We start from the raw sequence: 26,436 nt of genomic DNA on the forward strand, positions 1-26,436 counted from the left end.
TAAATTGCGGCGTTACTTGAAGCCGACGATTGGGTGGGGCCGATAGGGCGCCTCCAGCTTGTCGATTTGTTCTGGCGTCAGGGTTAAATCGACGGCATGCAGGAGCTCATCCAGCTGTTCCTGCCGCGAGGCGCCAATAATCGGCGCAGCCACGCCGGGCTTGCTTAATAGCCAGGCCAGCGCCACCTGCGCGCGGTTGGCATCTAATTCTTCAGCCACCTCCTCCAGCTTCTGTGCTATCTGCTCATCATTGGCGTCGGTGGCGCTATACAGCGATTTGCCGAATTCATCGGAGACGAGACGCGCGGTCGTTTCTCCCCATGGTCGTGTTAGTCGGCCGCGTGCCAGCGGGCTCCACGGCATGACCGCAATCCCTTTGCGCTGGCAGAGCGGCAGCATCTCGTTTTCTTCTTCGCGATAAATCAGGTTGTAGTGATCCTGCATGGTGACGAAGCGTGCCCAATTGTTCTGTTCCTGCAGGGCGAGCGCCTGGGCGAACTGGCGGGCATGCATTGATGATGCGCCGATATAGCGCGCTTTCCCGGCGCGTACGACGTCGCTGAGCGCCTCCAGCGTCTCTTCGATGGGCGTGGAGTAATCCCAGCGGTGGATCTGCAACAGGTCGACGTACTCCATTCCCAGGCGACGCAGGCTATCGTCAATGGATCGCATGATTTGCGCTCGAGACAGCCCCTGCGGCAGATCGCCGACCTGATGATAAACTTTGGTGGCGACGATCACCGAATCGCGGCGAGCATACTCCCGCAGCGCGCGGCCGAGGATCTCTTCGCTGCTGCCGTCGGAGTAGTTGTTCGAGGTATCGAAGAAGTTAATTCCGCCTTCCAGCGCACGTTTAATCAGCGGACGGCTACTCTCTTCTGGCAGCGTCCAGGCATGATTGCCGCGGTCAGGTTCGCCGAAGGTCATGCAGCCGAGACAGAGTCGGGAAACGCGAAGATGGGTATCGCCAAGAGGAATGTAGTGCATAAGACGCTCCTGCTACTTTAAAAGGTATCCTTTAAGCATAGCAGGAGCGGTATTGGCAATTATGCCAACCAGTCGCGGATTTTGGCTTCGATACCGGCGGCATCCAGGCCGAGGTCGGCGCGAACTTCTTCCTGAGTCCCCTGCGGGATAAAGAAGTCCGGCAGACCGATATTCAGCACCGGCACCATGCGGCGATGAGCCATCAACAGCTCGTTTACGCCGCTGCCAGCGCCGCCCATGATAGCGTTCTCTTCAAGGGTGACCAGCACTTCGTGATCGGCGGCAAGCTGCAGGATCAGCGCCTCATCAAGCGGTTTCACAAAACGCATATCGACCAGCGTCGCATTGAGTTTTTCCGCAACCTGAGCGGCTTCCGGCAGTAAAGTCCCGAAGTTAAGGATCGCCAGCTTCTCGCCGTTTCTTTTCACCACGCCTTTCCCGAGCGGCAGCGGCGCCAGTGGTTCCAGTTCCGCGCCGGTACCTGTGCCGCGCGGATAGCGTACCGCGCTAGGGCCATCGTTATAGTGGTATCCGGTGTAGAGCATCTGGCGACATTCATTTTCGTCGCTCGGGGTCATGATCACCATTTCCGGAATGCAGCGCAGGAAGGAGAGATCGAACGCTCCCTGGTGGGTCTGACCGTCGGCGCCGACGATGCCCGCACGATCGATTGCAAACAGCACCGGCAGCTTTTGAATGGCGACGTCATGGATCACCTGATCGTAAGCGCGCTGCAGGAAGGTGGAATAGATCGCCACGATCGGCTTATAGCCGCCAATCGCCATCCCGGCGGCAAAGGTCACCGCGTGCTGTTCGGCAATCGCGACATCGAAATAGCGATCGGGGAATTTTTTCGAGAACTCGACCATCCCGGATCCTTCACGCATCGCCGGGGTGACGGCCATCAGTTTGTCGTCTTTGGCCGCGGTTTCGCACAGCCAGTCGCCAAATATTTTCGAATAGGAAGGCAGGCCGCCGCTGCTTTTCGGCAGCACGCCACTGGTGTGATCGAATTTCGGTACCGCGTGGAAGGTGATGGGATCTTTTTCCGCCGGTTCATATCCACGGCCTTTTTTGGTCATGATATGCAGGAACTGCGGTCCTTTCAGATCACGCATATTCTTCAGCGTATTAACCAGACCCAGCACATCGTGGCCATCTACCGGGCCGATGTAGTTAAAGCCCATCTCTTCAAACAGCGTGCCGGGCACCACCATACCTTTAATATGCTCTTCGGTACGTTTAAGCAGTTCTTTAATCGGCGGTACGCCGGAGAAGACTTTTTTGCCGCTTTCACGCAGCGAGGAATACAGCTTGCCGGACAGCAGCTGCGCCAGGTGATTATTCAGCGCCCCGACGTTTTCTGAAATCGACATTTCATTGTCGTTCAGCACCACCAGCATGTCTGGTTTGATATCCCCCGCGTGGTTCATCGCCTCAAACGCCATCCCGGCGGTGATAGCCCCATCGCCGATGACGCAAACGGTGCGCCGCTGTTTGCCTTCTTTTTCGGCGGCAATAGCGACCCCAATACCCGCGGAGATAGAGGTAGAAGAGTGGCCAACGCTCAGTACGTCATATTCGCTTTCGCCGCGCCACGGGAACGGATGCAGGCCGCCTTTCTGGCGGATAGTGCCGATTTTGTCGCGGCGGCCAGTGAGAATTTTGTGCGGGTAGGCCTGATGGCCGACATCCCAAATTAAGCGGTCGAACGGCGTATTGTAGACATAGTGCAGCGCCACGGTCAGTTCAACCGTGCCAAGGCCAGAGGCAAAATGGCCGCTTGAGCGGCTCACGCTGTCCAGAAGATAGCGGCGCAGCTCATCGCAAAGCTTGGGCAGGCTATCTTTTGGCAGCAGGCGCAACTCCTGGGTGGAATCTACCAGCGCCAGGGTTGGGTATTTGGCAATATCAAAACTCATCAGAGACTCATTTATTGTTTATTTATCGCGCTGAATAATGTAATTCGCGAGCGCTTCCAGTGCCGTGGTATCCAGCGATTGCGCAGCCAGTTCATCTAAAGCCTGGCGGGCATCGGCAATCAGATCGCGCGCTTTCTGCTGGGCTTGCTCAAGACCCAAAAGCGCCGGATAGGTACTTTTGCCTAACTGTTGGTCGGCACCCTGACGTTTGCCAAGAGTCGCAGTATCACCTACCACATCCAGAATGTCATCCTGCACCTGGAAGGCGAGACCGATATTCTCCGCAAAGCGATCGAGTGCTGGCAGCGCCTGACGGCCACGCTCGCCGGCGCTCAGCGCGCCAAGGCGAACCGCCGCGCGAATAAGCGCTCCGGTCTTATGGCGGTGAATTCGCTCCAGCGCCTGTAGATCGACCTGCTTGCCTTCCGCCTCGAGATCTAACGCCTGACCGCCGCACATTCCGGCGACGCCGCTGGCCTGGGCCAGTTCGGAAACCATCGCCAGACGGTCGCGATCCGGTACTTCCGGCATCGGCGTATCACTCAGTATAGAAAATGCCAGCGTTTGCAGGGCGTCACCGGCAAGAATAGCGTTCGCTTCGCCAAACTTGATGTGGCACGTGGGTTGACCGCGGCGCAGATCGTCGTCGTCCATCGCCGGCAGATCGTCATGCATCAGCGAGTAGGCATGAATGCATTCGACGGCAGCGGCTGGGGCATCCAGTGTGGAACGGCTAACACCGAACATCTCGCCGGTGGCGTAAACCAGGAAAGGGCGCAGGCGTTTGCCGCCTAATAATGCGCCATAGTGCATGGCTTCAACCAGCGGAGTGTTCTGAAATGGCAGCGGAGAGATAAAACGGCGCAGCGCGTCATTGGCCTGGGTGACACAGGCCTGTAATTGTTGCGGGAAGTCCATTTATTCAGCGTCCGGCGTAAAGGGAGTCAACGGCGCATCTTCGCTATCGGCCAGCAGGATTTGGACACGCTGCTCGGCCTGTTGCAGTTTCGTCTGGCCCTGGCGCGCGAGCTGCACGCCGCGTTCAAATTCGCTGAGCGCTTCTTCCAGCGGTAGTGAGCCGCTTTCCAGACGATTAACGATCTGCTCGAGTTCGCCTAAAGCGCTCTCAAAGCTGGCCGGGGCCTCATTTTTCTTTGGCATAGTGAATATAGACTCTTGTTATGTCTCGATGGCTATCAGTATGGTAACGGAGTCGGGCGGTTAAGCAAACTCGCGGCATTCACCCTACGGATACATTTTTGCGAAAATGCGCAATGCCAGGCGAAAAGCGAACAATGATGGTATACTCCGCGCCCTGGATGCAGACGCTGTATCGCGCCTGTACAACTTTTTTGCTTAAAGCCCCGTCGGGCTTGCCAACGAACTATTGTCGCCATGAAGTTTATCATTAAATTGTTCCCGGAAATCACCATCAAAAGCCAATCTGTGCGGTTGCGCTTTATTAAAATCTTAACCGGGAACATTCGTAACGTTCTCAAAAACTATGATGAGACGCTCGCCGTCGTTCGTCATTGGGATCATATCGAAGTTCGCGCGAAAGACGAAAACCAGCGGCCGGTTATTCGCGATGCGCTGACCCGTATCCCTGGCATTCATCATATTCTGGAAGTGGAGGACGTACCTTTCACTTCTCTGCATAACATTTTTGAACAGACGCTACCGCTGTGGCGTGAACAGCTCGAAGGCAAAAGCTTCTGCGTGCGTGTGAAGCGCCGTGGTAAACATGAATTCACCTCAATTGAGGTTGAGCGCTACGTTGGCGGCGGCCTGAACCAGCATATCGAATCGGCGCGCGTGAAGCTCACCGATCCGGACGTGACGGTTAACCTGGAAATCGAAAACGATCGTCTGTTGCTGGTGAAAGGGCGCTATGAAGGTATTGGCGGCTTCCCCATTGGTACTCAGGAAGATGTGCTGTCGCTTATTTCCGGCGGCTTCGACTCCGGCGTCTCCAGCTATATGCTGATGCGTCGCGGCTGCCGCGTACACTACTGCTTCTTCAACCTCGGCGGCGCCGCGCATGAAATTGGCGTTCGTCAGGTGGCGCACTATTTGTGGAACCGCTTCGGCAGCTCCCATCGCGTTCGCTTCGTGGCAATCAATTTCGAGCCGGTGGTTGGTGAAATCCTTGAGAAAGTCGAGGATGGCCAGATGGGCGTGGTGCTCAAACGTATGATGGTGCGTGCAGCATCGAAAGTCGCTGAGCGTTATGGCGTGCAGGCACTGGTGACCGGCGAAGCCTTGGGCCAGGTATCCAGCCAGACGCTGACTAACCTGCGTCTTATCGATAATGTCTCAGACACGCTGATCCTGCGCCCGCTGATTTCTCACGATAAAGAACACATTATCAATCTTGCGCGCGAAATCGGCACTGAAGATTTTGCCCGCACCATGCCGGAATACTGCGGCGTTATCTCGAAGAGCCCAACCATAAAAGCGGTAAAAGCGAAGATCGAAGCGGAAGAAGAAAACTTCGATTTTAGCATTCTGGATAAAGTGGTTGAGGAAGCGAATAACATCGACATTCGCGACATCGCTCAGCAAACGCAGCAGGACGTGGTGGAAGTCGAAACCGTCAGCGGCTTCAGCGCGAACGACGTGATTCTCGATATTCGTTCTGTCGATGAGCAGGATGATAAGCCATTGAAAGTGGAAGGCGTCGATGTTGTTTCGCTGCCGTTCTATAAACTGAGCACCCAATTTGGCAACCTCGATCAGAGCAAAACCTGGCTGTTGTGGTGTGAGCGCGGCGTAATGAGCCGTCTGCAGGCGCTGTACCTGCGTGAGCAGGGCTTTACTAACGTGAAAGTGTATCGCCCGTAATTCACCTGTACTGATGAAAAAGCCTTCCCTTAGGGAAGGCTTTTTTACATCTGGGTTTAGCGTAGTGTCATCGCCAGGGCATTCAACTGATCGATAACGATATTCCAGCCTTCAAAAAATCCCATCTTTTCGTGTTGCTCGCAGGTTTCATCATCTGCATGCAGTACCGTTGCCGTATAGCGACAGCCGTCGTTTTCATCCGCAAAGGTGATAATAGCCGTCATGGCAAACGGGGAAACGGCAGGGCGAAAGTCTGCGGTCAGCATTGAGGTCATGACTAATTTTTGCCGCGGAATGACTTCAAGAAAGCAGCCGGGATTATCGCTACGTTCACCGTCAGGGCCGTGCATCACGGTGTGAAAAGCCCCTCCGGGACGCAAATCAAAGGCCAGAACGTCGGTATACCATGGCTTAGGACACCACCAGGTTTTGAGTAAAGCCGGGTCGGCCCACGCGCGCCAGAGGGCTGTCGTGGGGGCGCTGAGTAGGCGGCTGATGACGAGGTCACGAGAATCGGTTGCGCTACGGGACATGCTACGGCTCCTCAAGAAGGGGGAAACCAGCCCGCTGCGCGGACCGGCTATCAGGATTCGTAGTAATTATAGATGCCAGCAGCCATGACCAACTGCGAAGCCACTTCGTATGCTTTTTCGCGACCGACCAGCAGGTCAATCATTTTTAGCGCGAAATCAATAGAGGTTCCCGGCCCCTGACTGGTTAACAGATTAACCCTTGGGTCCCAGACGACGCGCTTATCCTGCCACTGTTCGGCGGGGATTTGCTCTTTTAGCGCCGGGAAACCGGTAATGTTGCCGATAGGAAACAGATTATGCGGCACCAGAACGGTCGCTGGCGCGGCGCAGATAGCCGCCACGATGCGCCCGGATAAATGAAATTGTCTCACGGTTTCTACCAGCAAAGGGCTGTCGCGAAAGCACTCGGCGCCTTTAATACCGCCAGGTAAGACAATGATATCAAAATCGCCATCAGCGACTTCGACCAGCGGTGCATCCGCAAGTAGCTTCACGCCGCGCGAGCAAACGATGGTCAGATTGCCATCACTGGCGACGCTGGCGGTAGTCACTTTCACGCCGCCGCGCGCTAATAAATCGATAGTGGTGACTGCTTCGGTCTCTTCACTACCAGGGGCGAGGCAAATCAGTGCCGACGCGCTCATAAGTATTCTCCTTCCGCTTTACCTGTTCAAATAAACGGGCATTTTCTGGCACTGACAGACCGTGGGCCCGGGCGCGATTCAGCAGAAAACCGGTGATGTAGTCGATTTCCGTATGCCGCTGCGCGCGAATATCCTGCAACATAGATGAGATATTGTCTGCTGTACTTTCAATTACCTGATTTACATACAATAACAGGTTTTCCGCAGATGTATGAATGCCTTCACGTTGCATTACCGCTGCGACTTCATGACAGATTGCGCCGATCTCTTGCGGAAAATCTCGCAGATCGCCGTTTCTACAATCTTTCAGCGCAGTCAGGGGATTAATCACACAGTTGACGGCCAGCTTACTCCAAAGAGCAGGGTGAATATTGTCGTGCCAGGCGACATCCGGCAGGACGTTTTGCAGAATGTCGGCGAGACCGCTGTAATCTTCGCTATAGCTTTTGGCTGGTCCAATATGAGTTGTTCCCTGCGCGACGTGAATGATGACGTTGCCATCGCGGCGGGCGGCATGAGTGGTGGACGCCAGCAGCAGTGGGTGTTTAACGCTTTTTAATTCATCAAGAGTGCCCATGCCGTTATGAATGAGCAAGATAGGCGCAGAAGCCGGTAAGATAACAGCCAGATTTCTCACTGTCTGGGAAACCTGCCATGCCTTTAGCGTCACCAGTAGTAAATCGCTGGTGGCGAGAAAATCAGGATCGTTAGCGGTCATTGATTCGTTGAAATTACTACCGTCAGTCTCAATGAGATTAACGCTACAAAATGGTTGCGGGACGCGTAACCAGCCCTGAACCTCATGTCCGTTTTTATACAGCGCGGTTAACCATAGTTGCCCCAATGCACCGCATCCCAGTACGGTTACTTTCATTATTCCTCCTCACCTGCGACTTCCCAGGCGCTTGTAGCTAAAGTATAGCGTTATCAGCTAAGCTTCCGGGATAACAAGTTGAGTTATGCCGCGTTGTGGGTATTATGCAACGCAAAAGAAACGGAAGGAGAGGAAAAGATGCCATCTTTCGATATTGTCTCTGAAGTCGATCTTCAGGAAGCGCGTAATGCGGTCGAAAACGCAAGCCGCGAAGTCGAGTCACGATTTGATTTTCGTAATGTTGAAGCCACCTTTGAGCTGAACGAAACCAGTAAAACCATCAAGGTGCTGAGCGAGTCTGATTTCCAGGTCAATCAGCTGTTGGACATCCTGCGTGCAAAGCTACTCAAGCGCGGTATTGAGGGAAGCTCGCTTGACGTGCCGGAAAACTTCGTACACAGCGGAAAAACCTGGTTTGTTGAAGCTAAACTGAAGCAGGGTATTGAGAGCGCAATACAGAAGAAAATCGTTAAACTGATTAAAGACAGCAAACTCAAAGTACAGACGCAGATTCAGGGCGAAGAAATTCGCGTCACTGGCAAATCCCGTGACGATCTGCAGTCGGTTATGGCGTTGGTTCGCGGCGGCGATCTTGGCCAGCCATTCCAGTTCAAAAACTTCCGCGATTAAAACGCAAAGCGATTCAGGCATTGTGTTGATATCCAGGCCGGAGAAGGCATTAAGCCTCTCTCCGGCAAATTAAGTCCTCATTACCTATCTCTTCTGAACTTCTTTTTAATCCTTCACAAGGCATTTCATCATGCCGGCTTCATTACCCGCCGCAGGCTTATTGTGCCCATCTGCTTTCAAATACAAATTCATAAAGATGAATTCACGCATGAATGATGAAGTTGAAGGATGAATAATCCCTGGGAGAGAAGAGGCGAGGGTCGTGATCTCAATCATGAAGTGAAGAAAATTGAATATGTATAGAAAGAATTCACTTTTTGTTCATTATATTGATCGGGGAAACTGTAACGGAGTAAGGATATGGTGTTGTACGTGGCATTATTTATTACGCATCACGAGAACAGGTGATTTAGCGCTTGAAAAATGATGAGTCAACAACGCTTAAACGAGGAATTACGCTCGATGCACGGACAGGGGATGTCTCATATTTCGTATGAATTAAATCAACTTTCTTTGTGCCATGTAGGTATATGCATTCGGCGTAAACGATCTGAAATATATAATTTTTAACTTATTTAATATTAATTTGTTGAATAGAACTGCATATAACGTTTGATGAGTTTACGTGCTTTTCACAGGGATTTTGTACGCATGACGCGTACTTAAAATAGTCAGGGTGAATATCGCTGCATAAGCGCAGGTTATTCTTTCTGGCTGCACTCAATCAATACTATCTTAGAAAGGTTCATATGAAATATCACGAAAATAAAAAAAGGTCCGCGAAATTAAACCCAATTGCGGCATCATTATTACTGCTGATGCCTGTAGTGGCGCAAGCGGAAATTTCTATTAAAAATGGCAGCGTTACTGAAGCCTCAAATGGTGTGCCGATTGTCAATATCGCGAAACCGAATAGCAATGGTCTTTCGCATAACGTATATGACACCCTGAACGTTGGCGCTGAAGGGGTGATCTTTAACAACGCGGCAAGCGCGGCGCAGTCCGTGCTGGCTGGGCAGATTGCGGCCAACCCGAACCTTACGGACCGCAGCGCGATGGTTATTCTTAACGAAGTGACTTCAACGAATGCGAGTACCATTAATGGCATGATGGAAGTTGCCGGGGATTCCGCTCACTTAATCATTGCCAACCCTAATGGCATCACGACTCAGGGAGGCGGGTTCATCAACGCTGAAAAAGGGACGTTGACGACAGGTACGCCAAAGTTAGGTGAGGATGGGCTGTTAAATGGCTATTCCGTTAATGGCGGAACGATTACTGTAAGTGGCTTTCAGAGCGAATCACCGACCGAAATTCTGGCGCGTAGTGTCGTTGTGAATGGTGCGCTTTCAGCCAGTGAGCTTAAGATTGTCGCAGGGAGTAATGCGGTCAACGCCGACGGTGTGGTCACCGACTCCGTAACGCCTACCGGTAACGCAAGTACCTACGGCGTGGATGTTTCTAAGCTTGGTGGTATGTATGCGAATAAAATTAGTCTTGTCAGCACAGAAAATGGCGTAGGCGTGCGTAATCTGGGGACGATTTCTGCCGGGGATAGCGGTATTAAGATTACCAGTAACGGTAAACTGCTTAACAACAATGCGGTTATTCAATCCAGTGGTGATATCACCCTGAACACCAACGGTGTTTTAGAAAATAGCGCAGGGAAAATCAACAGCGACAAAATGATCGCCATTGATACCGCGGGTAATAAAGTTAGTAATATCAACGGTGGCAATATTTTAGCAACCACTAATAACTATATTACCAGCGGTAAATTCGATAATAGCAATGGTAAACTGGCTGCCGGACAAACGCTGGCTGTCAATACTAGCGGTAATACTTTTACCAATACCGGAAAAGCTAAAACGGCGGGTATTGAGGCGGGTGTCGTTGCAATCGAATCAGGTGATTTTAATAATAACAACGGTCAGATTCATGCTGGCTATGTTGGCCTGAAAAATACATCGTTAACTAATAATGGCGGCACTATTGATTCAACTGGAAATGTTGAAGTTGAAAGTACGGGGAATATTGAAAACGTAACTGGTTTGATTCGCTCCAGTGCTGGTGCTGTAAAATTAACGACAACCAAAGCAGTTAAAAACAACGACAACAAATCGGCCGATACCACGGGCGGTGAATCCTTGGGTATCGTCTCAGGTAATGGCATCGAGATTGCTGCTGACTACTTATTTAACTGGGCTGGCGAAATTGCCTCAGATGGTGATGTGAGCATCCAAACCACCAGTGATATTGATAACTATATGGGTAAAATTGAAAGCAGTAAGACTGTGTCAATTACTGGTCGCAACATGAATACCAGCCAATCGGGTATCAATGGCGGGGCGGGTGTTAATATCGATCTTAACAACTATTATAGCCGTCTGGGCGTAATAACTTCCGTGAACGGTGACGTAACTATCAAAGCCGATACAGTCAGTACAGACAGTTCGGTGATCAAAGCTAAAAATATCAGTATTGATTCAGGCGCTGATATTGATGCGAAATATACAATGATGGTTGCGGATGAAAAACTAGCGCTTAATGCGGTTGGTAAAATCACCAGTACTGACAGTGACAAATTTGGTTTCTATGTGGGGCAATACTTCGGCTATGGGAATCAGCAAGGCGGTCTAATTGGCGGTGAAGGGGTTGATATTACGGCTAAGAGCCTGAATAACGAATCTGGCCGTATTATTGCGCAAACCGGTGATGTAAATATTAATCTGACTGGCGATCTCGCAAGTAACAAAGGGCAGATTGTTGCTAATTCAGGGGGGATGACGATTGCTGCGAAGAAAATCGCTGCTGATTACGCAACTATTTATAGCTCTGGTAACATGCAAATTGATGCATCTTCATTGTCATCAAAAGCAAGCGGTTCCATTGCAAAGAATACGGCTAACGGAGTCATCTCTTCAGATAGCGACGTCTTGATTAATATTAATGGTGATTATAATAACACCGGATGGGTGAATGCTAAAGGTAATCTGACGGTTAATGCCTCCGGTTACTTGACAAATAATCACGCTTTTAATGCTGATGGTGACTTGAACCTGACCGGGAAAACCATCACTAACAACAGCGATATTGCTGCTGGTAATACTTTGAACATTTCGACGGCGAATGATTTGACCAATAATCTTGGCGCAAACATTTCTGCCAAAACAACTAACGTCACAGCTAAAAATATCTCAAACTGGGCTAATTTAGTTGCTGATAGCCAGTTGAATGTCACTGCAAGTAATAACATCTACAACTATGGCAACCTTTATACAGCGGGTAAGGCGGTAATCGATGCTAAGAAAATCGTCAACACTGGTTTCTGGGCTGTATTAGGTGGAGCTCAAGGATTTGAGACTACAGCTAATGTTGTAAACGTATTTGGTACCGTTGTAGGTAAATAAATAACTTAGGTTGAAGGTAAAAGCGGTAAGGGATTACTGCTTTTACCTGATTAGGGTATGAAATGGATATTCGCAATATAGTAATTATTAGCCTGGTATTGTTGATTACCGGCCCTGCAGTAGCGGCTGATGCTCAGTTAGGGCGGCTTGTAAAAGACCAGCAAAGCAATGATAACGCTGCGTTCAAAGACCGAAAAATAGAACAAAAGGATGTGTTCTCCGATGCCGTCGCAAAAAAAGAAACCGATAGCACATTCCCGCTGGAAACTCCGTGTTTTCAAATTGATGAATTAGTGCTTAGCAATGATTTTTTAGACGATCGCGGATTAAATAAAATTAAAAAACAGGTTGCTGGAAAATGCTTAGGGATGAATGGGTTGAAAAAAGCGGCTGTGCTTTTTCAAGATTACTATATAAATGCGGGGTATATAACAACGAGGGTGGAAATTCCATCTCAAGATCTCTTGACTAAAAAATTAAGTTTGGCAGTGATACCAGGAAGGATTTCTGAGATTGTCATTGTTGATAACGATATAAGTAAATGGGTTTTGCCATTTTCAGAAGGTGATATTCTCAATATCAGGGATGTTGAGCAGGGCCTGGAAAATATACAGAGAACACCTGAGGTTGATGTTAAAATTAACATAGTGCCAGGTACTAAAAATGGCACGAGCAAGTTGGTAATTAATACGCAACGAAAAAAAATATGGAGTGCCAGAGCTTCGTACAATAACTATGGTGATGATAGCACTGGAAACCAACTTATTGGTGGAGTGGGGTATTTATATAATGTCACTAGTTTGAGCGATGTTTTTTACCTGGCAGGGACGGGTAGCCAGACCGGGGGGTATAAAAATGCTAGTGCCTATTATAGTGTGCCTTTTGGATATAACGATCTAAGTCTTTTTTATAGTAAAAGTAAATCTACTCAGGGTATTGATGTTGGTACATATACTTTTGATTATGTAGGTGAGACGGAATATTTCAGCCTCAAAGGTAATCGTATGCTATACCGCAATGTGAACTCTAAATTGTCTGCGAGTGCTGAATTTATCAGACGGAAATATGACTACACATTGGGTGGGACAGAACTGGTTTTGCAAAAACGAGATATGGGTAACATACGGTTAGGATTAAATTATAAGAGAAACTTTACCGGGGCAGCATTGGATTCCACATTAACCTGGCAACGGTTTACCAGGGCTTTTGGTGGTACTGACACACCAGACATGCGTACTGGCACTGTGAGTAAGAAAAGTCAAATTGTAAACCTTAATGTGAACTATGTGAAATGGTTAACGATATTGCCAGCCAATGCCTATTACGAACTTAATTTTGGTGCCCAGTATTCACCAGATAATTTGACGTTACAGGATCAATTTACAATAGGCGATCGTTGGAGTGTACGTGGTTTTCAAAACAGCGATGGTATCTATGGGAATAAAGGTTTTTTTATACAAAATACCCTGAATGTAGTGACTGGATTTGACGGTATCACCCCTTATGTTGGCACAGATTATGGACAAATAATTGGTAAGTTACCTTCACAAGACCTGAGTGGGAAAAGGATAATGGGTGGAGTCTTAGGAGTTAAAGGCGCGGTGAAAGCGGTCGAGTATGATGCTTCGTTATCAACACCTTTTCTCTATCCGGATGATTTCGATGTGGATAAGTATAAGCTTAATTTCAATTTTTCGTACCAGATTTAATTCTTTTGGAAATATGTAATGCGTATTGGTACAGATATTGTCGAAGTAGCAAGAATTAAAAAGGCTATTGCTAATCATAAGTCGGGGTTTCTTCAGAGAGTATTTACGAATAATGAAATAAAAGAAATCGATGTTATTGATCTAAATTATGAACGAGCCTCAGGATTTTGGGCTGCAAAGGAGTCTCTGGTAAAAGCCATTGGCTACGGATTTGGCCATGGAATTCGATTCCATGATATTGAAGTTGTTCATGACGAATATGGAAAACCTGAGTTTATATTATCCGGTAGAGTTAGGGATATTCTTAATGAGCAGCGAGTGATGAATATGTCATTAAGTATTTCACATTGCCGGACATATGCGATAGCCGTAACCATCATATATTAATTTAAGGCATTCATATAAAATGTATAAATATAACGCTCTTGCAAGTAAAAAGGTGCTGATTACTGGTGCTAGCGGCGACATAGGTCTTGCAATTTGTGGGAAATTTCTTGAGCAAAAATGTATTGTTTATGCATTATATAAATCGAATGACGAACCGCTGCTTGCACTGAAAGAAAATCATGCCAATGGTGACTTGCTACATATTTTGCCTTGCGATCTCACGAACCGGGAAGAAGTCGTGGCGTTGTGCGAGCGCCTGACCATAAATGCCGGAAGACTGGACGTGCTGGTGAATAATACGGGAATTGTTAAAGATAGCCTCTTTGCATCAATGAGTTTTGATGATTTTTATTCGGTTATCAACATCAATTTACTTAGTCTGTTTCGGTTAACGAAAGAAGCATTAATGTTATTACGTTCAGCGGAAAGTCCAGTTGTTATCAACGTTGCATCTGTTGCAGCTCTGGTACCAAGCATTGGCCAGGCAAACTATTGTGCATCCAAAGGTGCAATTTTAAGTTTCACCCGCACTCTTGCGGCTGAGCTGGCCCCGCGGGGAGTGCGTGTTAATGCGGTAGCGCCAGGAATGATTGAATCTAAAATGGCGAAGAAGGTTCCCCGTACCGTGGTTCGTGAGGTGACTAACTCAATTCCATTAAAACGACTCGGAAAATGCGATGAGGTAGCAAACGTCATTGTTTATTTAAGCTCTTCAGCATCCAGCTATATTATAGGGCAAACCATCGTGGTCGATGGTGGTATGGTAATGCGGTGATTTATGTCTAAGTATCCGATACCGCCGAAAATATTTCTTGCTATGGGGGGCTGGCGTCAACCTCTACTTATGGTCGACCAAATAGTTGATTATAAGTATGGCGAGAATGGTTACATCAAAGTTATAAAGCATGTGACTTATAATGATCCTTATCTGCTTGGGCATTTCCCAGAAGATCCCATTATGCCAGGAGCTATTATTTCTGAAATATTTGGTCAGGCAAGCGAGTATTACTCTTTTCTCACTGATATCTGTGATATTTACCAGGGGCGAACGGGTGAAGAACTGAGAACATTGCGTGACATTCATGCTTATATAAAGCATCCGGATATGCTAAATACAATACGTACGAGGCGGTCGCAGGTCCGTGGAGTGTTAGCTTCTCAGAACTTGAAGTTTAAAGGGACAGCGTACCCGGGAGATACGATTGAAGTGGTAAGTAAACTCTCATTTTCTGATGAGAGTGGGTTTAAACATTATTCAGTCACAGCTAATGTCGGGAAGAAGATCATTAGCCAGGGCGTGATTATTAATTTTAGAGAAGTCATTTAATTACCAAGGAGAACAGGTGTGACCAACATTAATGATGAAATCGATGAAAGAAAAAAAATAATTATTACGATTAAGTCCGAAATTATTCAACGCCTAAATGTTCAACGTGAGGCACATCAAATTGATGATGACACGCCGCTGTTTGGCAATGGACTGAAACTAGACTCTGTAGATGCCACGGAAATCATCGTAATGCTTGATAAAACCTTCAACATTCAGGTCTCGGAAGGTGATGATCCAGCCTATATGCGAAGCATAAATAATCTGGCATCTTTCATTCTAAAGAAAAAAACATCCTGAATTGATAAGATTATATTAAAGGCTATTTTATGAATTTACTTTCTGATCTTCATTTTAAAAATAATGCGCTTATGGGAATCTATAATCACCAACGCGTACCTTCTTCATATCATGATATTTTTGAAGAATATAAGGCTGTGCGTGAAAATGCCTTGTTGGTGGATTATTCTCATATGTCTATCACCAGTGTGATGGGAGATGATGCATGGGCGTTGGTAAACTACATGGTTTCGGCTGATGTATCAATCATCCGTGATGAGCAGGGTATTTACTCCCTACTGCTAAACGCTGACGGGGATATCCGTGGTGATGCATATGTTTTGTGCGCCGCTGATGGTTATTATATTTTATCCGAGAACCTTACTTCTAAAGAAATTATAGATGTACTCAACGAAGTACTGACTAAAGCTGAGGAGTTAGATATTCAGGAGGTCCCTGAAATCAAAGCGATGGAGGAAAATAATTGGGGGACTATTATGCTGGAAGGCCCCTATGCCTGGGAGATAATGGCGGAGGTCTATGGCTTTGATATCATTGGTCTACCCTATTATGAATATATGAACACTGATGATGAGTTAATGGTTTTCCGCTGCGGAAAACATGGCGAATTTGCATATCAGTTGATCGGCCCACAAGCAACGCTAGTCACAATGTGGATGAAGTTACAAGAAATAGGTGCTAAGTATTTGCTCAAAACCGGTGGTTTAGATTATCAACGTCTGGTGAGAGTAGAAAACCCGGGATGGGACGAAAGCCTTTATAATAATTACTCCCGTAATCCAGTAGAACTACAAATGCAGTGGGCTATTCAGTATGACAAGGAAGACTTTATTGGTAAGAGTGCGGTAGAAGAACTATCGCGGAAGGGGGCTGAGCGCAAACTTGTTGGAATTGCTCCTGATGTTGGATGTAGTCACATCGACTCAAATGACCTTGTGATGGTTAATGGACATCAAGTCGGTGTTATTGTTAAAGCAGCATATTCTCCTGCGAAACAGCATTGGATCGCGTTGGCACTTATTGACGAATGCTATGCATTAGCGGATATCTCCGGTTTTACTATTCAAACTGTAAATGGGGAAATCACCGCCAAAACCCAAAATGTCCCTTTTATTTATAATCTGAGTTTATTGGTTAACCCAACAATCCATAGTTATGTTGATGAATTGAAGGCGAAAAGCGCGCTTGAAACGGTATAACAATTAGCGACTTTATTCTTAACTCGGCATTCTTGGAATCGTTGTTAACCACTCTGGATAGAACAGAAAAATATGAAAACGAGCAGAAAAAGAGTAGTTATTACCGGCATGGGAATATTGTCATCCCTCGCCGACAATATTGCAGACTTCAGGCAAGCGCTGTTGGCTAAAAAAAATGGTATTGCTGACAGCGCTCGCTTTTCTAAATGGTTTGCGAATGCCCGAGCGGCTGAAATGCTGCATAAAATTCATTGTCCAGAATTATCTGAAGAAATTGTTGCATCGCTCGATAATGCCGCGCTTTGGGCTTACAAAGTTGGTAAGGAAGCACTAGAGCAGGCAGAACTGGCCGCCAATCGCGAGTGTCTGGAAGAGATGGGGATGATTGTGGGCGTTTCTTCTGCGGGTACAGAAGCGTTTCTCCCTCTCTTCGAGCAGCGTATTCAGGACTTTTCATTAAGAAAGGCTCTGTTTTCAGGCAGTTTTTCATCATGTTGCTCCAGCGCTTCAACGCTACTGGGCCTGAAGGGCGGAGTGGAACTTGTTGCGACGGCTTGTACCGCAAGCCCGAATGCCGTCGGTATGGCTTTTGATTATATCCAAAATGGCAAAAGTAAGGCTATGTTGGCGGTAGGTACAGAACCCATCTATTTACCCACTTTCGCGGGTTTTTATGCCTTGAATGTTATGCATCCGCAATCATGCTCGCCATTTTCAGGGCATTCAGGTATGTCTATTGGCGAGGGCGCGGGGGCCATTGTACTCGAAGAGTATGAACATGCGGTGGCGCGTGACGCGACCATCTTCGGTGAAATTCTTTCTTACGCGACATCTTGCGACGCATATCATGAAACAGGTCCCGACCCACGCGCCAGTGGCGCAGTGCAGGTTATGCAAAAAGCGATGGCGAATGCTGGGGTTAAGCCTGAACAAATTGATTATGTCAATGCGCATGGCACGGGTACGGAAGCTAATGATCAAATCGAAACTCTGGCAATGAAGAAGGTTTTCTCCGGAGCAGAAAATTTGTTAATAAGTTCCACAAAATCTTATTTTGGCCACAATATTGGGGCAGCAGGAATTGTCGAACTTATTGCGTGCCTGGTGACTCTGCCAGAAAAAAAAGTTCTGCCAACACTAAGTTTTTCGCAGGCTCGTCCCAATTGCGATCTGGACTATGTACCGAACGAGTTTCGTAAAAAAGATATCAATATCTTTATGAATAACAATTATGCTTTCGGCGGTAATAACTGCTGCATGATTGTCAGCACTAAACCTTGTTCAGTTCCACTCACCTCCTATGAAGCAAAACGAGTTGCTATTACTGGAGTAGGCGCTGTATCGGCTATAGGTCACACTCTAAATGAGATTCTTCACTATATCCATGAAGGCGACAGCTCAGTAGAACTCAGCGGTGTTGTCTTTCCTGATGACACGCTTGACGAGGCGAAAGAGCTGTTGGGTGTATTGGCCAAAACCAATCAGTTTGCGGATATATTTGGTGATGAATATCAGGAAGAGGAGTACAAGCAGCCGGAGACAGAAGAGAATTTTAAAACTTATCAAGTGAAAGGCCTGGAACCACGCAAACATCTACGTCGATACGACCCGCGTAAGGCAACTCGCGGCGGTACGTTTGCTCTACTCGCACTTTCAGAAACTTTGCATATGGCTAAACGCAAGATCAAACGAGATGGAGATGATCTGGGTATGGTTCTGGGAATGGCGCGAGGGCCGCAAGAAACAACCTATAAGTATTTGCAAAGTTTGAAACCTGACCCGCGGAAAGTTCGGACTTCGGAATTTCCCGGCTCTCTAATGAACTCAATTACAACATTTTGCGGGATCTCAGAAGGGGTCAAAGGATATACAACAACGTTGGCTACCGGTGAAAATGCTGCGCTTGGCGCATTGACCTATGGCTATGAAATTGTTCGCCAACAGCTCCAACCGCAGGTTGTAATTGGCGGGGCTGATGAATACTTTCCTTCAATGTCGCTTTATATGGATGCGGTGACAAATAAAATTCATATGATGTCCGATCCGGCTGATTATCAGATATATGGCAAAGAAGCACAGGGCTACGTACCTGGTGAAGGCGCATGCATGATGCTCCTGGAAGATCCACAGTCAGCAGTGGCCCGCGGCGCTGAGGTATTAGCTGAAATCGCTGGTTATGGTAAGGCATGTAGCAATACCTATTTTGACGTGACACAGGTTGAGGAGAAGTCCGCAGCAATGTCTATGGCAATTACTCGCGCGCTTGCGGATGCGGGTATTACCTCGAAAGAAATTGATTTAGTTTGCGGGACCAGTAATGGTAGCGAAGTAAATTCAATGATAGAAACGAATGCGATATATACGTCATTTAATTGCCTTAATCCTCATGTACCGGTTGTGAATTACAATGCATTCTTTGGTTTTGTCGCCTCTTCTGCAGGTCTGCTAAACCTGGCGGTTCTTCTTGATTGTATTCGCAGACAATCGGTTCCTGCTATTCCTTATACTCGACAATTTTCTGATGAGAGAGTCAACTTTGTGAACCAATCACTTAATCTAACTATTAGATACGCTCTTTTAATTGGAGCGACTGAAGGCGGGAACTATTACGCTATTGTGATAAAAGGATTATAAGGTGAGCGAAAGGGCTATTATTTCTGGTTTCAGTGTGTGTTTACCGTATGCAGAGAATAGTTCGCTGTTAATTGAAAATTTGCGGCAAGGTAAACGTGTACACTTATCTCCATGGTTTACTTCAGATAAACAGGCTATCGACTGTGGATTTTCTGGCAATATACTGATAGCGAAACTAAAACGGGATAATGATAGCGCTTTTGACCTGGTATATAAACTTATCAATGAAACCTTAATTCAGGCTGGCCTCAATGAAGACTGCCTGAAAGGTAATAGGGTCAGAGTATATATTACAGGGATAGGTCCGCGCGTTGATGTCATGGATTATAGAAATTTCTATAATTATAATGATATGGAAGATGTTTCATTGATATCCTCAATCAAAAATTTATCAGTGAAAAATATGTCGCAGGACACGGCTTCCTATCGCCTTGCAAAACGATACGAATTAAAACATCTTCCCCCAAATATGAACTGCACCAGTAACTCTTCACTCACTGCTATCCACCTGGGGATCAGGGCAATAGAGCAAGGTGGTATTGATCTGGCGCTGATCATCAATATTTCAAAAATTAAATATCAAGATCTAGTGTTCCTTGAGAGCCAGGGAATGTTGGAGAGTGAAATGGTCCAACCCTTCGGTATAAACAGTAATGGTGTAATTTTTGCTGAGGGGTATGGCGCTATGTTACTGGAAAGTCAACAGCACCGATTAGGGCGAGGGAAAAGCCATGGAATAAGCATTACTTCGGCTTACAAGCAGATTAATGCTGGGCGTAGTAATGATTCCTACTGGCAAAGTACTAGTATTCTAAAGTTGATTAATGCAATGTTAAATGATAAGGATATAAAAAAAGAAGACCTTTGTGCATTTATTCCCCATGGTAATGGTACCTCATCAAGTGATAATGTTGAGGCAAAAGCCATCACCATGTATGCCGGTGAAAATAGTCTTCCAGTTTTGGCCTATAAGGGACAAATTGGCTATACCGCAACAGGTTCTGGATTAATCGATTTAGTTATTGGGCATCATATACTGCTTAATAGAGAATTAATTTTCCCTGTCGTTAACGATCGGATTATAGAGGATGTCGCACACCATATCTCTTTAGCGGGGGGGGTATGTAAACATACTAAAAAACACCTTCTGAAAACTGGCTTGGGGGTCGACGGTTCCGTCGTTGCACTTTTGATGACTAATTTGCATAATAATACTGACTAATATGGAGAATAGTATGTATCTGTCTTCATATTCGTTCATGGAACCAGACGAGCCATTTTATTTATACTATCCAAGTTGGTTGAATGTATGGGAGTCTCACTCATACAATACTGCCTTGAAAACTACGGGAGCTAACGGCTGGAGATTCAAACGTTTTGGCTCAAGAAGGGAAATTTATACACGAGAGATTACACGGCGTCCTGAACATACTCCTTATATTAACGCCCTCGATAAAGTATCAGATGCCGCATTACATAGCATGTCAGCGAAAGAAAGGATGCTGTTACTGAAATCGAGAACTGCTTTTATTTATATTGATTCCTGGGGAGAATCAGGCGTCTTTGAGTACAATATCAGTAGCCTTAATTTATCTACTATTGATACTCTACCAAAGAACTTGGTTAAGAAATTTTCAATAAGTGATGTTACTTGCAAAGTTCGCGGCGAAAATATTTCCCTTTATCAGGCGATGGCAATGGCGCAGGATTATCTTGCATGGGATGTATTTGATTTTGTCGTTATCTGCGGAGGATATCGTGCTGTGCCATTGTTGGCATTTACAGCTGAAAGTATGATCCAGAGTGAAGTAAAAAACAAGAAAAGACTCATTCCCGGGATAAATATATCAATAGAAAGAGTGGGGTGTTTTATTTTTAGTAAAAGGGAAAGTGATCTAAAAATACATTGTGGGCCATATATACCTACTGCAACCAATAACCCACATTTACCAGATGTTGAAAATACTGATGATATAGATCTCCTTGCATATGCCGGAGGAATCAATAAAACAAAACCATTTCCTCATACCGGCATCGATCTTATTGCTCGCTACGGCTGTAGCGGATGTATGACACCGGCGCTAAGTTGGCAATATATTAATCAGTATGCATTGCATAATGGCTGTCTCAGAACCGTTATTCCGGGAGTAGTTAGCGGCTATGCCTATTTTGATACCTGGTACTAATAGGAGGGGATATGCGCAGCAATATAACAGAATTACCTGATATTTCATTATCTGGTATATATAAGACTTATGGTTATCAGGACAATATGACTTATGCTCTAAACAATATTAATCTGGATGTTGTGAAAGGCGAGTTTCTTGCGTTATGCGGGCCTTCTGGTAGTGGTAAGAGTACTTTACTTAATATACTTTCCGGTATTGATACACCGACTGCTGGCAATGTCTTCTTTCTGCATAAAAATCTCAATATGTTGTCAGACAAAAATCTTGCACGCCTTCGCAGTCGTCATTTAGGTTTCATATTTCAATTTTTCAATTTAATACCGGTGCTGAGTGTTTTTGATAATGTTTATTATCCCCTGACGCTCAACGGTCATTTTAGTACGAAAGAGGCTAGAGAGAGAACGTTACATTTCCTTGAGAGTGTTGGTTTATCCCACTTATTGGCAAGAAAACCTGGCCAATTGTCAGGTGGTCAACAGCAACGGGTCGCTATTGCAAGGGCGCTAGCGCATAGCCCCGAAGTTATTGTCGCTGACGAACCTACAGGTAATCTGGATCTTGCTACCGGTGAATCAATTCTTGACCTCCTGCTTGAGATTAATCAACGGACGAAAACAACATTTATTATCTCAACACATTCGACTCAGCTTAAAGATCGTGCTCGACGGAGAGTAGATATCAAAGATGGAGCAATAATTTATGATTCAGCGAAGTAATCTTTGTAGCGTTTTACTCCTGTGTCTTAGCATAGTTACATTTTCAGTATTTGCTGAGAAGGTTTCAACCCCTGCGACTGCCCGAGTCTTACAGGATGGATTTCCTGGTGAACCACAGGCTTTAGCATCTATCACTTCTGATTTATTTAAAGAGTATGAACGTACTAACAAAGTTGGCGCGCTGATCTTTTATTCGTGGGGAATGCTGCGACAGGCTTACTATTATCAGAGTATCAATGATCTCATTAACGCTTCTGAATATGCAAAGACGGGCTTTTTTTATCTTGATGAAGCGGTAGATACCAATGAAGACAACATGCTGATTCGATACTTACGTGCCAGAGTTGATGCCTGGCTACCAGTGGGGTTAGGGCGCTGTGTGATTACCATCGAGGATACTGACCTACTGCTGAAGAATAAAGATAAATTTAGCAGTGAGATCATTGGTAATATACTAATAATGCGTTTAAGGGCCCTTCATAATTGCCATATGAAACAGCAAGAAAAACAGCTCGTTGATCATCTGCGGAGAGTTAATCAGCAGCGTGAAATTGATTTTGAAAATAACGAAATGCCGGCTTGGGAAATGGTTGAAGTATTACAGATTATTGTTCCCGTTATTAAAGGTGAATGAATGTCAAAGGATATGATATTTATTAATTCAATTGTGGTGTTGCTATTAATATTTGTTGTTTATAACATTATTTTTAATTTTGGCGATGCTAAATTCTCATTTTTGAACTTGCTACGGCACCGGCGAAGAACGTTTTCTACCATTTTCGCCATTATATTAGGTGGTTGCGCCATATTTTTGTATGGTGGTTTTATCAACTACTCTTTTTGGATACTCAAAGAGCAAACAATACGTACAAATATTGGTCATGTACAGATTTATAATAGCACCTACTTTGAAACTGCTAACAAAAATAAGAGTCTGATATCTGATTATATTACACTGAAAAATAAAATTTTGCAGAACGCCGATTTTTCTGATGTGATTTCTACAATTTCCGGACAACTTGAGTTTAGCGGAATAATCTCACATTACGAAACTGAAACATCCAATTATTTTTCAGCACAGGGCGTTGAGCCATTACCGGCCCTGAAGTTGGGAGCTTTTGATAAGATAATTTTTGGTAGCGACTTATCTCGTGTCAAACATGATGAGATTACTATTGGCAGCGGCCTGGCAAAAACCTTAGATAGCCACTACGGTGACTGGCTTGATATCATGACTGTTAATATAGCGGGAGGTCAGGGAGCTATATCTGTAAAATTACGTGGAATATTTGAATCAGGTATAAAGGATTATGATGATGTTGTAATCAAAATGCCCCTTGAGACTGCACAGCAAATCATGGGTACTAATGGTGTTAGTAAGATAGTCATTTTGCTGAATAACGATGATGTAACGTCGTTTGTTAAGAAAATGAGAAGATATATAGCGGACCAGCATTTACCTTTGATCGTTAAGGATTGGAGGGAGAATTCTATTTTTTACCAGCAGGTGGAAGGTATGCTGTCCGGTATCTATTTTTTTATCAAACTTATCGTGGCACTTATCGTAGTATTTATGATCGGCAATTCAATGACGATGAGTATTGTCGAGCGAACCCGAGAAATTACTACGCTACGCGCAATTGGCTTACAATCAAACCGTGTTACGCGTTTATTCTGGCTGGAAGGCATATATATCGGTATCTTTGGCGCATTAGGGAGTCTTCTCTTTGGATTCACTATTGCCGCTATAATTAATATCTCAGGTATTGCGATGCCACCTTCGCCTGGACAATCTGTAGGTTATACCGCATTTATTAAAACGAATGATGTGGGATTGATTTGGATAACCTTGATATTACCAATTTTAACATCTGCCGTGGCTTCCATTATTCCCGCATATCGTGCATCGCGCCTCAACATTACCGATGCATTCAAATTTTCATAGAGGACAGTATGAAAACCAATGCATGGTATTTATTCATAATAGCTATATTTTCATATTCAGCCCCTGGACATGCGACGAGTGATAGCCAGCAAGCCCTGGAGATTATTCGCAAAGCTGATGATGTTCGCTCACCAAATGAACCTTTCCGCTATAACGTGACTGTACTTGAGTATAAAGAAGGTAGAACAGAGCCTGAAAATAAGCAATCGCTGGATATATCGATGCGATTTATTAAGCCGGTAAACGGTTTGAAAGCTGATGCTCGTTCACTTATACGTTTTACCTATCCTCCGCGAGATAAAGGCAAGATCATGTTATCTGATTGGTATGATTTATGGTTTTATACACCCGAACTACGCAGACCTATTCCTATTTCGCGCTCACAACGATTAATTGGTCAGATCTCCAATGGGGATGTTATCGTTACGAACTTCGAGTATGCCTATGATTCCACTCTGGAAGGGGAGGAACCCTGCGGTGATAAAATTTGCTATCGACTGTCTCTCACTCGTAACTCCGAGGCCGTTACTTATCCTAAAGTGATTTATCTGGTGGAGAAAGATGCAGAATACCGGCCATTCAAAGCATCTTATTACACTCTTGATAATAAACTTCTCAAAAGTGTCTTATATACAAACTATCAGATGGTACTAGGGAAATATCGTCCAACAGAGATCATTGTGCAGAATGCGCGCTATGAAAAGGGGTATTCTGTCATGAAGTATAGTTATGTCCGCCTGGAGTCGTTACCTGAATTTCACTTCACTAAAGAGTTTATTCAGAGAGGCATGAAGTGAAAGGCCATCTGGTTACTTTGCTGCTTTCTATATTAATAACTCCATTATGGGGAGGGGCTAATTGTTTGTCAGGTGATGAAATACGTTCTAATAGTCAGTTTATTTTAACCGGTCAGACATCTGTTGCGCACAAAAGCGGCTCGATCTGGCGCATCAATGGAGCCAATCCGTATACAACGAACAACGTATATAATGATATTGCCATTAACTTCTCAAGTGCTTGTTACTTAGTTGATGATGTGCTGGGGTTGGATTTTTCACTATATAATTTAGGGTTTTATCCAATACATGGCGTGGGATTATTCGAAAAAGATGAACATCGCGCCAAAATGTTAATAGACAGACTTAAGCTTAACTTGTCGTTATCTGAAAATGTCAGTCTTGAGGGTGGAAAACTAAATTCACTTCCAGGAGCCTTTCATTTAAGATCCCCAGCTTCACTGGTAGCCACCTATTATGCAGGTTTTAAACCGACACGGATATACGACCCGAAGCTGGAGTCTGCCTATAGCGAGTCGTATTGGGGAGGGCGGTTAGCGAAAGAATTTCGTGATTATGCATTCTCACTCACAGTTATACCAAAATTAGCAAGTATTGATAAATACTATGAGTCATCAAGCAACTGGACGGCCAATCAAAGGGCTAACAGCAATGAATACTATTTATTAAGTTACACCGATTATCACCTTGTTAATCATCGACTGGCTGCGAATGTGATGCTTGGTGATTCTACTTCATTGGCACTAGCAGATGGCTACAACTTAACACCTCAGTTTGTAGTCAATGTAGAAGTTGCGCTTCACAAAACGCAGCAATGGCGGCATTTTTCTCATGAAAAAAAGGATGAGGTGCTTTCTGGGCTATATCCTTCTTCGCTCTATGCGCAGAATGACAAAAGTGGCTATGAAGTAGCCATTGGTGGGCAGTATACCACCGACCTTTTTAGTGTGTTGGGCATCGAGTACTACTATCAAAGTGAAGGTTATTCAAAATCGGCATGGCGGGAACAGGTTGACTTTATTAAGTTATTAAGTAAAAAAACCGGTTTTGCCAGCTTAGACAAAGTGTTTGATGATTATAAGTATCTGATGGGCTCAGAAATAAGTAATACAGGGAATAAAGGAATGCTGCAGGGACGGCATTATATTACTTCATGGCTAAGTTTACAAAATGCAGATCATTCAACGCTTCAGCCCTATCTGGTGATGAACTTAGTTGATGGTAGTGCCTTAGTAGGTACTCATTATATCAATCCGTTAAAAGGATTAAGTGACCAGGCTGAGATTTATACGGGTTTGTATAGCGCATTCGGTAGTCATGATTCTGAGTTCGCACTTTTTGGCGAGACCCTCGGAGTTTACGTCGGATTTAAATACTATTTATAAGGAT

24 protein-coding genes are annotated in these 26,436 nt (G+C 45.5%); 17 read left to right on the forward strand and 7 right to left on the reverse strand.

The window, feature by feature from the left end; all coding sequences use genetic code 11:
* Window positions 1-12: 12 nt before the first annotated feature.
* Genes ABLV07_RS00795 through xseB form a run of 4 tightly spaced genes read right to left on the reverse strand, consistent with a single transcriptional unit; the run spans window position 13 to window position 4,070 of the window.
* Window positions 13-987 carry an aldo/keto reductase gene (locus ABLV07_RS00795; protein WP_015367990.1) on the reverse strand — a complete coding sequence of 325 codons (975 nt, stop codon included), beginning with the start codon at window positions 985-987 and terminating at the stop codon, window positions 13-15.
* Between the two features lie 59 nt (window positions 988-1,046).
* The gene (gene dxs / locus ABLV07_RS00800) at window positions 1,047-2,909 is read right to left on the reverse strand and encodes a 1-deoxy-D-xylulose-5-phosphate synthase (protein ID WP_126027554.1); all 1,863 of its coding nucleotides are present in this window, start codon (window positions 2,907-2,909) and stop codon (window positions 1,047-1,049) included.
* Between the two features lie 18 nt (window positions 2,910-2,927).
* Complete coding sequence (gene ispA, locus ABLV07_RS00805) at window positions 2,928-3,827, reverse strand: (2E,6E)-farnesyl diphosphate synthase (RefSeq protein ID WP_126027555.1); 900 nt, start codon at window positions 3,825-3,827, stop codon at window positions 2,928-2,930.
* Window positions 3,828-4,070: an exodeoxyribonuclease VII small subunit gene (gene xseB, locus ABLV07_RS00810; RefSeq protein ID WP_015367987.1), complete on the reverse strand. Its 243-nt coding sequence runs from the start codon at window positions 4,068-4,070 to the stop codon at window positions 3,828-3,830.
* 234 nt (window positions 4,071-4,304) lie between these two features.
* Here xseB and thiI point away from each other — a divergent pair, with 234 nt between their 5' ends.
* Window positions 4,305-5,753: a tRNA uracil 4-sulfurtransferase ThiI gene (gene thiI, locus ABLV07_RS00815; RefSeq protein WP_015367986.1), complete on the forward strand. Its 1,449-nt coding sequence runs from the start codon at window positions 4,305-4,307 to the stop codon at window positions 5,751-5,753.
* Window positions 5,754-5,809: 56 nt separating this feature from the next.
* Here thiI and ABLV07_RS00820 read toward each other — a convergent pair whose 3' ends face one another.
* The 3 genes from ABLV07_RS00820 to panE are packed head-to-tail and all read right to left on the reverse strand — an operon-like array spanning window position 5,810 to window position 7,804.
* Complete coding sequence (locus ABLV07_RS00820; RefSeq protein WP_348853254.1) at window positions 5,810-6,286, reverse strand: SRPBCC family protein; 477 nt, start codon at window positions 6,284-6,286, stop codon at window positions 5,810-5,812.
* A gap of 50 nt (window positions 6,287-6,336) precedes the next feature.
* Window positions 6,337-6,930 carry a protein deglycase YajL gene (yajL, locus tag ABLV07_RS00825; protein ID WP_015367984.1) on the reverse strand — a complete coding sequence of 198 codons (594 nt, stop codon included), beginning with the start codon at window positions 6,928-6,930 and terminating at the stop codon, window positions 6,337-6,339.
* Complete coding sequence (gene panE, locus ABLV07_RS00830) at window positions 6,893-7,804, reverse strand: 2-dehydropantoate 2-reductase (RefSeq protein WP_126027556.1); 912 nt, start codon at window positions 7,802-7,804, stop codon at window positions 6,893-6,895. The genes yajL and panE overlap by 38 nt, the downstream gene beginning before the upstream one ends.
* A gap of 138 nt (window positions 7,805-7,942) precedes the next feature.
* Between panE and ABLV07_RS00835 the strand changes: the two genes are divergently transcribed.
* From ABLV07_RS00835 to ABLV07_RS00910, 16 genes are all read left to right on the forward strand, one after another.
* Complete coding sequence (locus ABLV07_RS00835) at window positions 7,943-8,434, forward strand: YajQ family cyclic di-GMP-binding protein (RefSeq protein ID WP_015367982.1); 492 nt, start codon at window positions 7,943-7,945, stop codon at window positions 8,432-8,434.
* Between the two features lie 749 nt (window positions 8,435-9,183).
* Entirely contained in the window at window positions 9,184-11,844 is a 2,661-nt protein-coding gene (locus tag ABLV07_RS00840; RefSeq protein WP_348853253.1) for a filamentous hemagglutinin N-terminal domain-containing protein, read from the forward strand.
* Between the two features lie 62 nt (window positions 11,845-11,906).
* Window positions 11,907-13,553 carry a ShlB/FhaC/HecB family hemolysin secretion/activation protein gene (locus ABLV07_RS00845; protein WP_348853252.1) on the forward strand — a complete coding sequence of 549 codons (1,647 nt, stop codon included), beginning with the start codon at window positions 11,907-11,909 and terminating at the stop codon, window positions 13,551-13,553.
* Window positions 13,554-13,571: 18 nt separating this feature from the next.
* Entirely contained in the window at window positions 13,572-13,940 is a 369-nt protein-coding gene (gene acpS, locus ABLV07_RS00850) for a holo-ACP synthase (RefSeq protein WP_047035446.1), read from the forward strand.
* Window positions 13,941-13,959: 19 nt separating this feature from the next.
* Complete coding sequence (locus ABLV07_RS00855; protein ID WP_348853251.1) at window positions 13,960-14,715, forward strand: SDR family NAD(P)-dependent oxidoreductase; 756 nt, start codon at window positions 13,960-13,962, stop codon at window positions 14,713-14,715.
* Window positions 14,716-14,718: 3 nt separating this feature from the next.
* The gene (locus tag ABLV07_RS00860; RefSeq protein WP_045413043.1) at window positions 14,719-15,267 is read left to right on the forward strand and encodes a 3-hydroxyacyl-ACP dehydratase FabZ family protein; all 549 of its coding nucleotides are present in this window, start codon (window positions 14,719-14,721) and stop codon (window positions 15,265-15,267) included.
* A gap of 18 nt (window positions 15,268-15,285) precedes the next feature.
* Window positions 15,286-15,567: a phosphopantetheine-binding protein gene (locus ABLV07_RS00865; RefSeq protein WP_015367976.1), complete on the forward strand. Its 282-nt coding sequence runs from the start codon at window positions 15,286-15,288 to the stop codon at window positions 15,565-15,567.
* A 29-nt stretch (window positions 15,568-15,596) separates the two neighbouring features.
* Window positions 15,597-16,766, forward strand: a complete 1,170-nt coding sequence (locus ABLV07_RS00870; protein WP_126027559.1) for an aminomethyltransferase family protein — start codon at window positions 15,597-15,599, stop codon at window positions 16,764-16,766.
* 72 nt (window positions 16,767-16,838) lie between these two features.
* Window positions 16,839-19,400 (forward strand): beta-ketoacyl-[acyl-carrier-protein] synthase family protein, encoded by a 2,562-nt coding sequence (locus ABLV07_RS00875; protein ID WP_348853250.1) that lies wholly within the window; start codon window positions 16,839-16,841, stop codon window positions 19,398-19,400.
* Between the two features lies 1 nt (window position 19,401).
* The gene (locus tag ABLV07_RS00880; protein ID WP_032713978.1) at window positions 19,402-20,622 is read left to right on the forward strand and encodes a beta-ketoacyl synthase; all 1,221 of its coding nucleotides are present in this window, start codon (window positions 19,402-19,404) and stop codon (window positions 20,620-20,622) included.
* A 13-nt stretch (window positions 20,623-20,635) separates the two neighbouring features.
* On the forward strand, window positions 20,636-21,586 hold the full coding sequence (locus tag ABLV07_RS00885) for an ATP-binding protein (protein WP_348853249.1): 951 nt from the start codon (window positions 20,636-20,638) through the stop codon (window positions 21,584-21,586).
* 11 nt (window positions 21,587-21,597) lie between these two features.
* Window positions 21,598-22,305, forward strand: coding sequence for an ABC transporter ATP-binding protein (locus ABLV07_RS00890; RefSeq protein WP_015367971.1), 708 nt, complete (start codon window positions 21,598-21,600; stop codon window positions 22,303-22,305).
* Window positions 22,289-22,939 carry a hypothetical protein gene (locus ABLV07_RS00895; RefSeq protein WP_157195032.1) on the forward strand — a complete coding sequence of 217 codons (651 nt, stop codon included), beginning with the start codon at window positions 22,289-22,291 and terminating at the stop codon, window positions 22,937-22,939. Before ABLV07_RS00890 ends, ABLV07_RS00895 begins: the two co-directional genes overlap by 17 nt.
* Window positions 22,940-24,250, forward strand: coding sequence for an ABC transporter permease (locus ABLV07_RS00900; RefSeq protein ID WP_020079478.1), 1,311 nt, complete (start codon window positions 22,940-22,942; stop codon window positions 24,248-24,250).
* Between the two features lie 8 nt (window positions 24,251-24,258).
* Window positions 24,259-25,047: an outer membrane lipoprotein-sorting protein gene (locus tag ABLV07_RS00905; protein WP_348853248.1), complete on the forward strand. Its 789-nt coding sequence runs from the start codon at window positions 24,259-24,261 to the stop codon at window positions 25,045-25,047.
* A complete protein-coding gene (locus ABLV07_RS00910; protein WP_052951178.1) occupies window positions 25,044-26,432 on the forward strand; it encodes a hypothetical protein in 1,389 nt (462 codons plus the stop codon). Before ABLV07_RS00905 ends, ABLV07_RS00910 begins: the two co-directional genes overlap by 4 nt.
* Window positions 26,433-26,436 lie beyond the last annotated feature (4 nt).

Origin of the sequence: Klebsiella sp. CN_Kp097 (assembly GCF_040064495.1) — a bacterium.
Classification (GTDB): Bacteria; Pseudomonadota; Gammaproteobacteria; order Enterobacterales; family Enterobacteriaceae; genus Klebsiella; species Klebsiella aerogenes.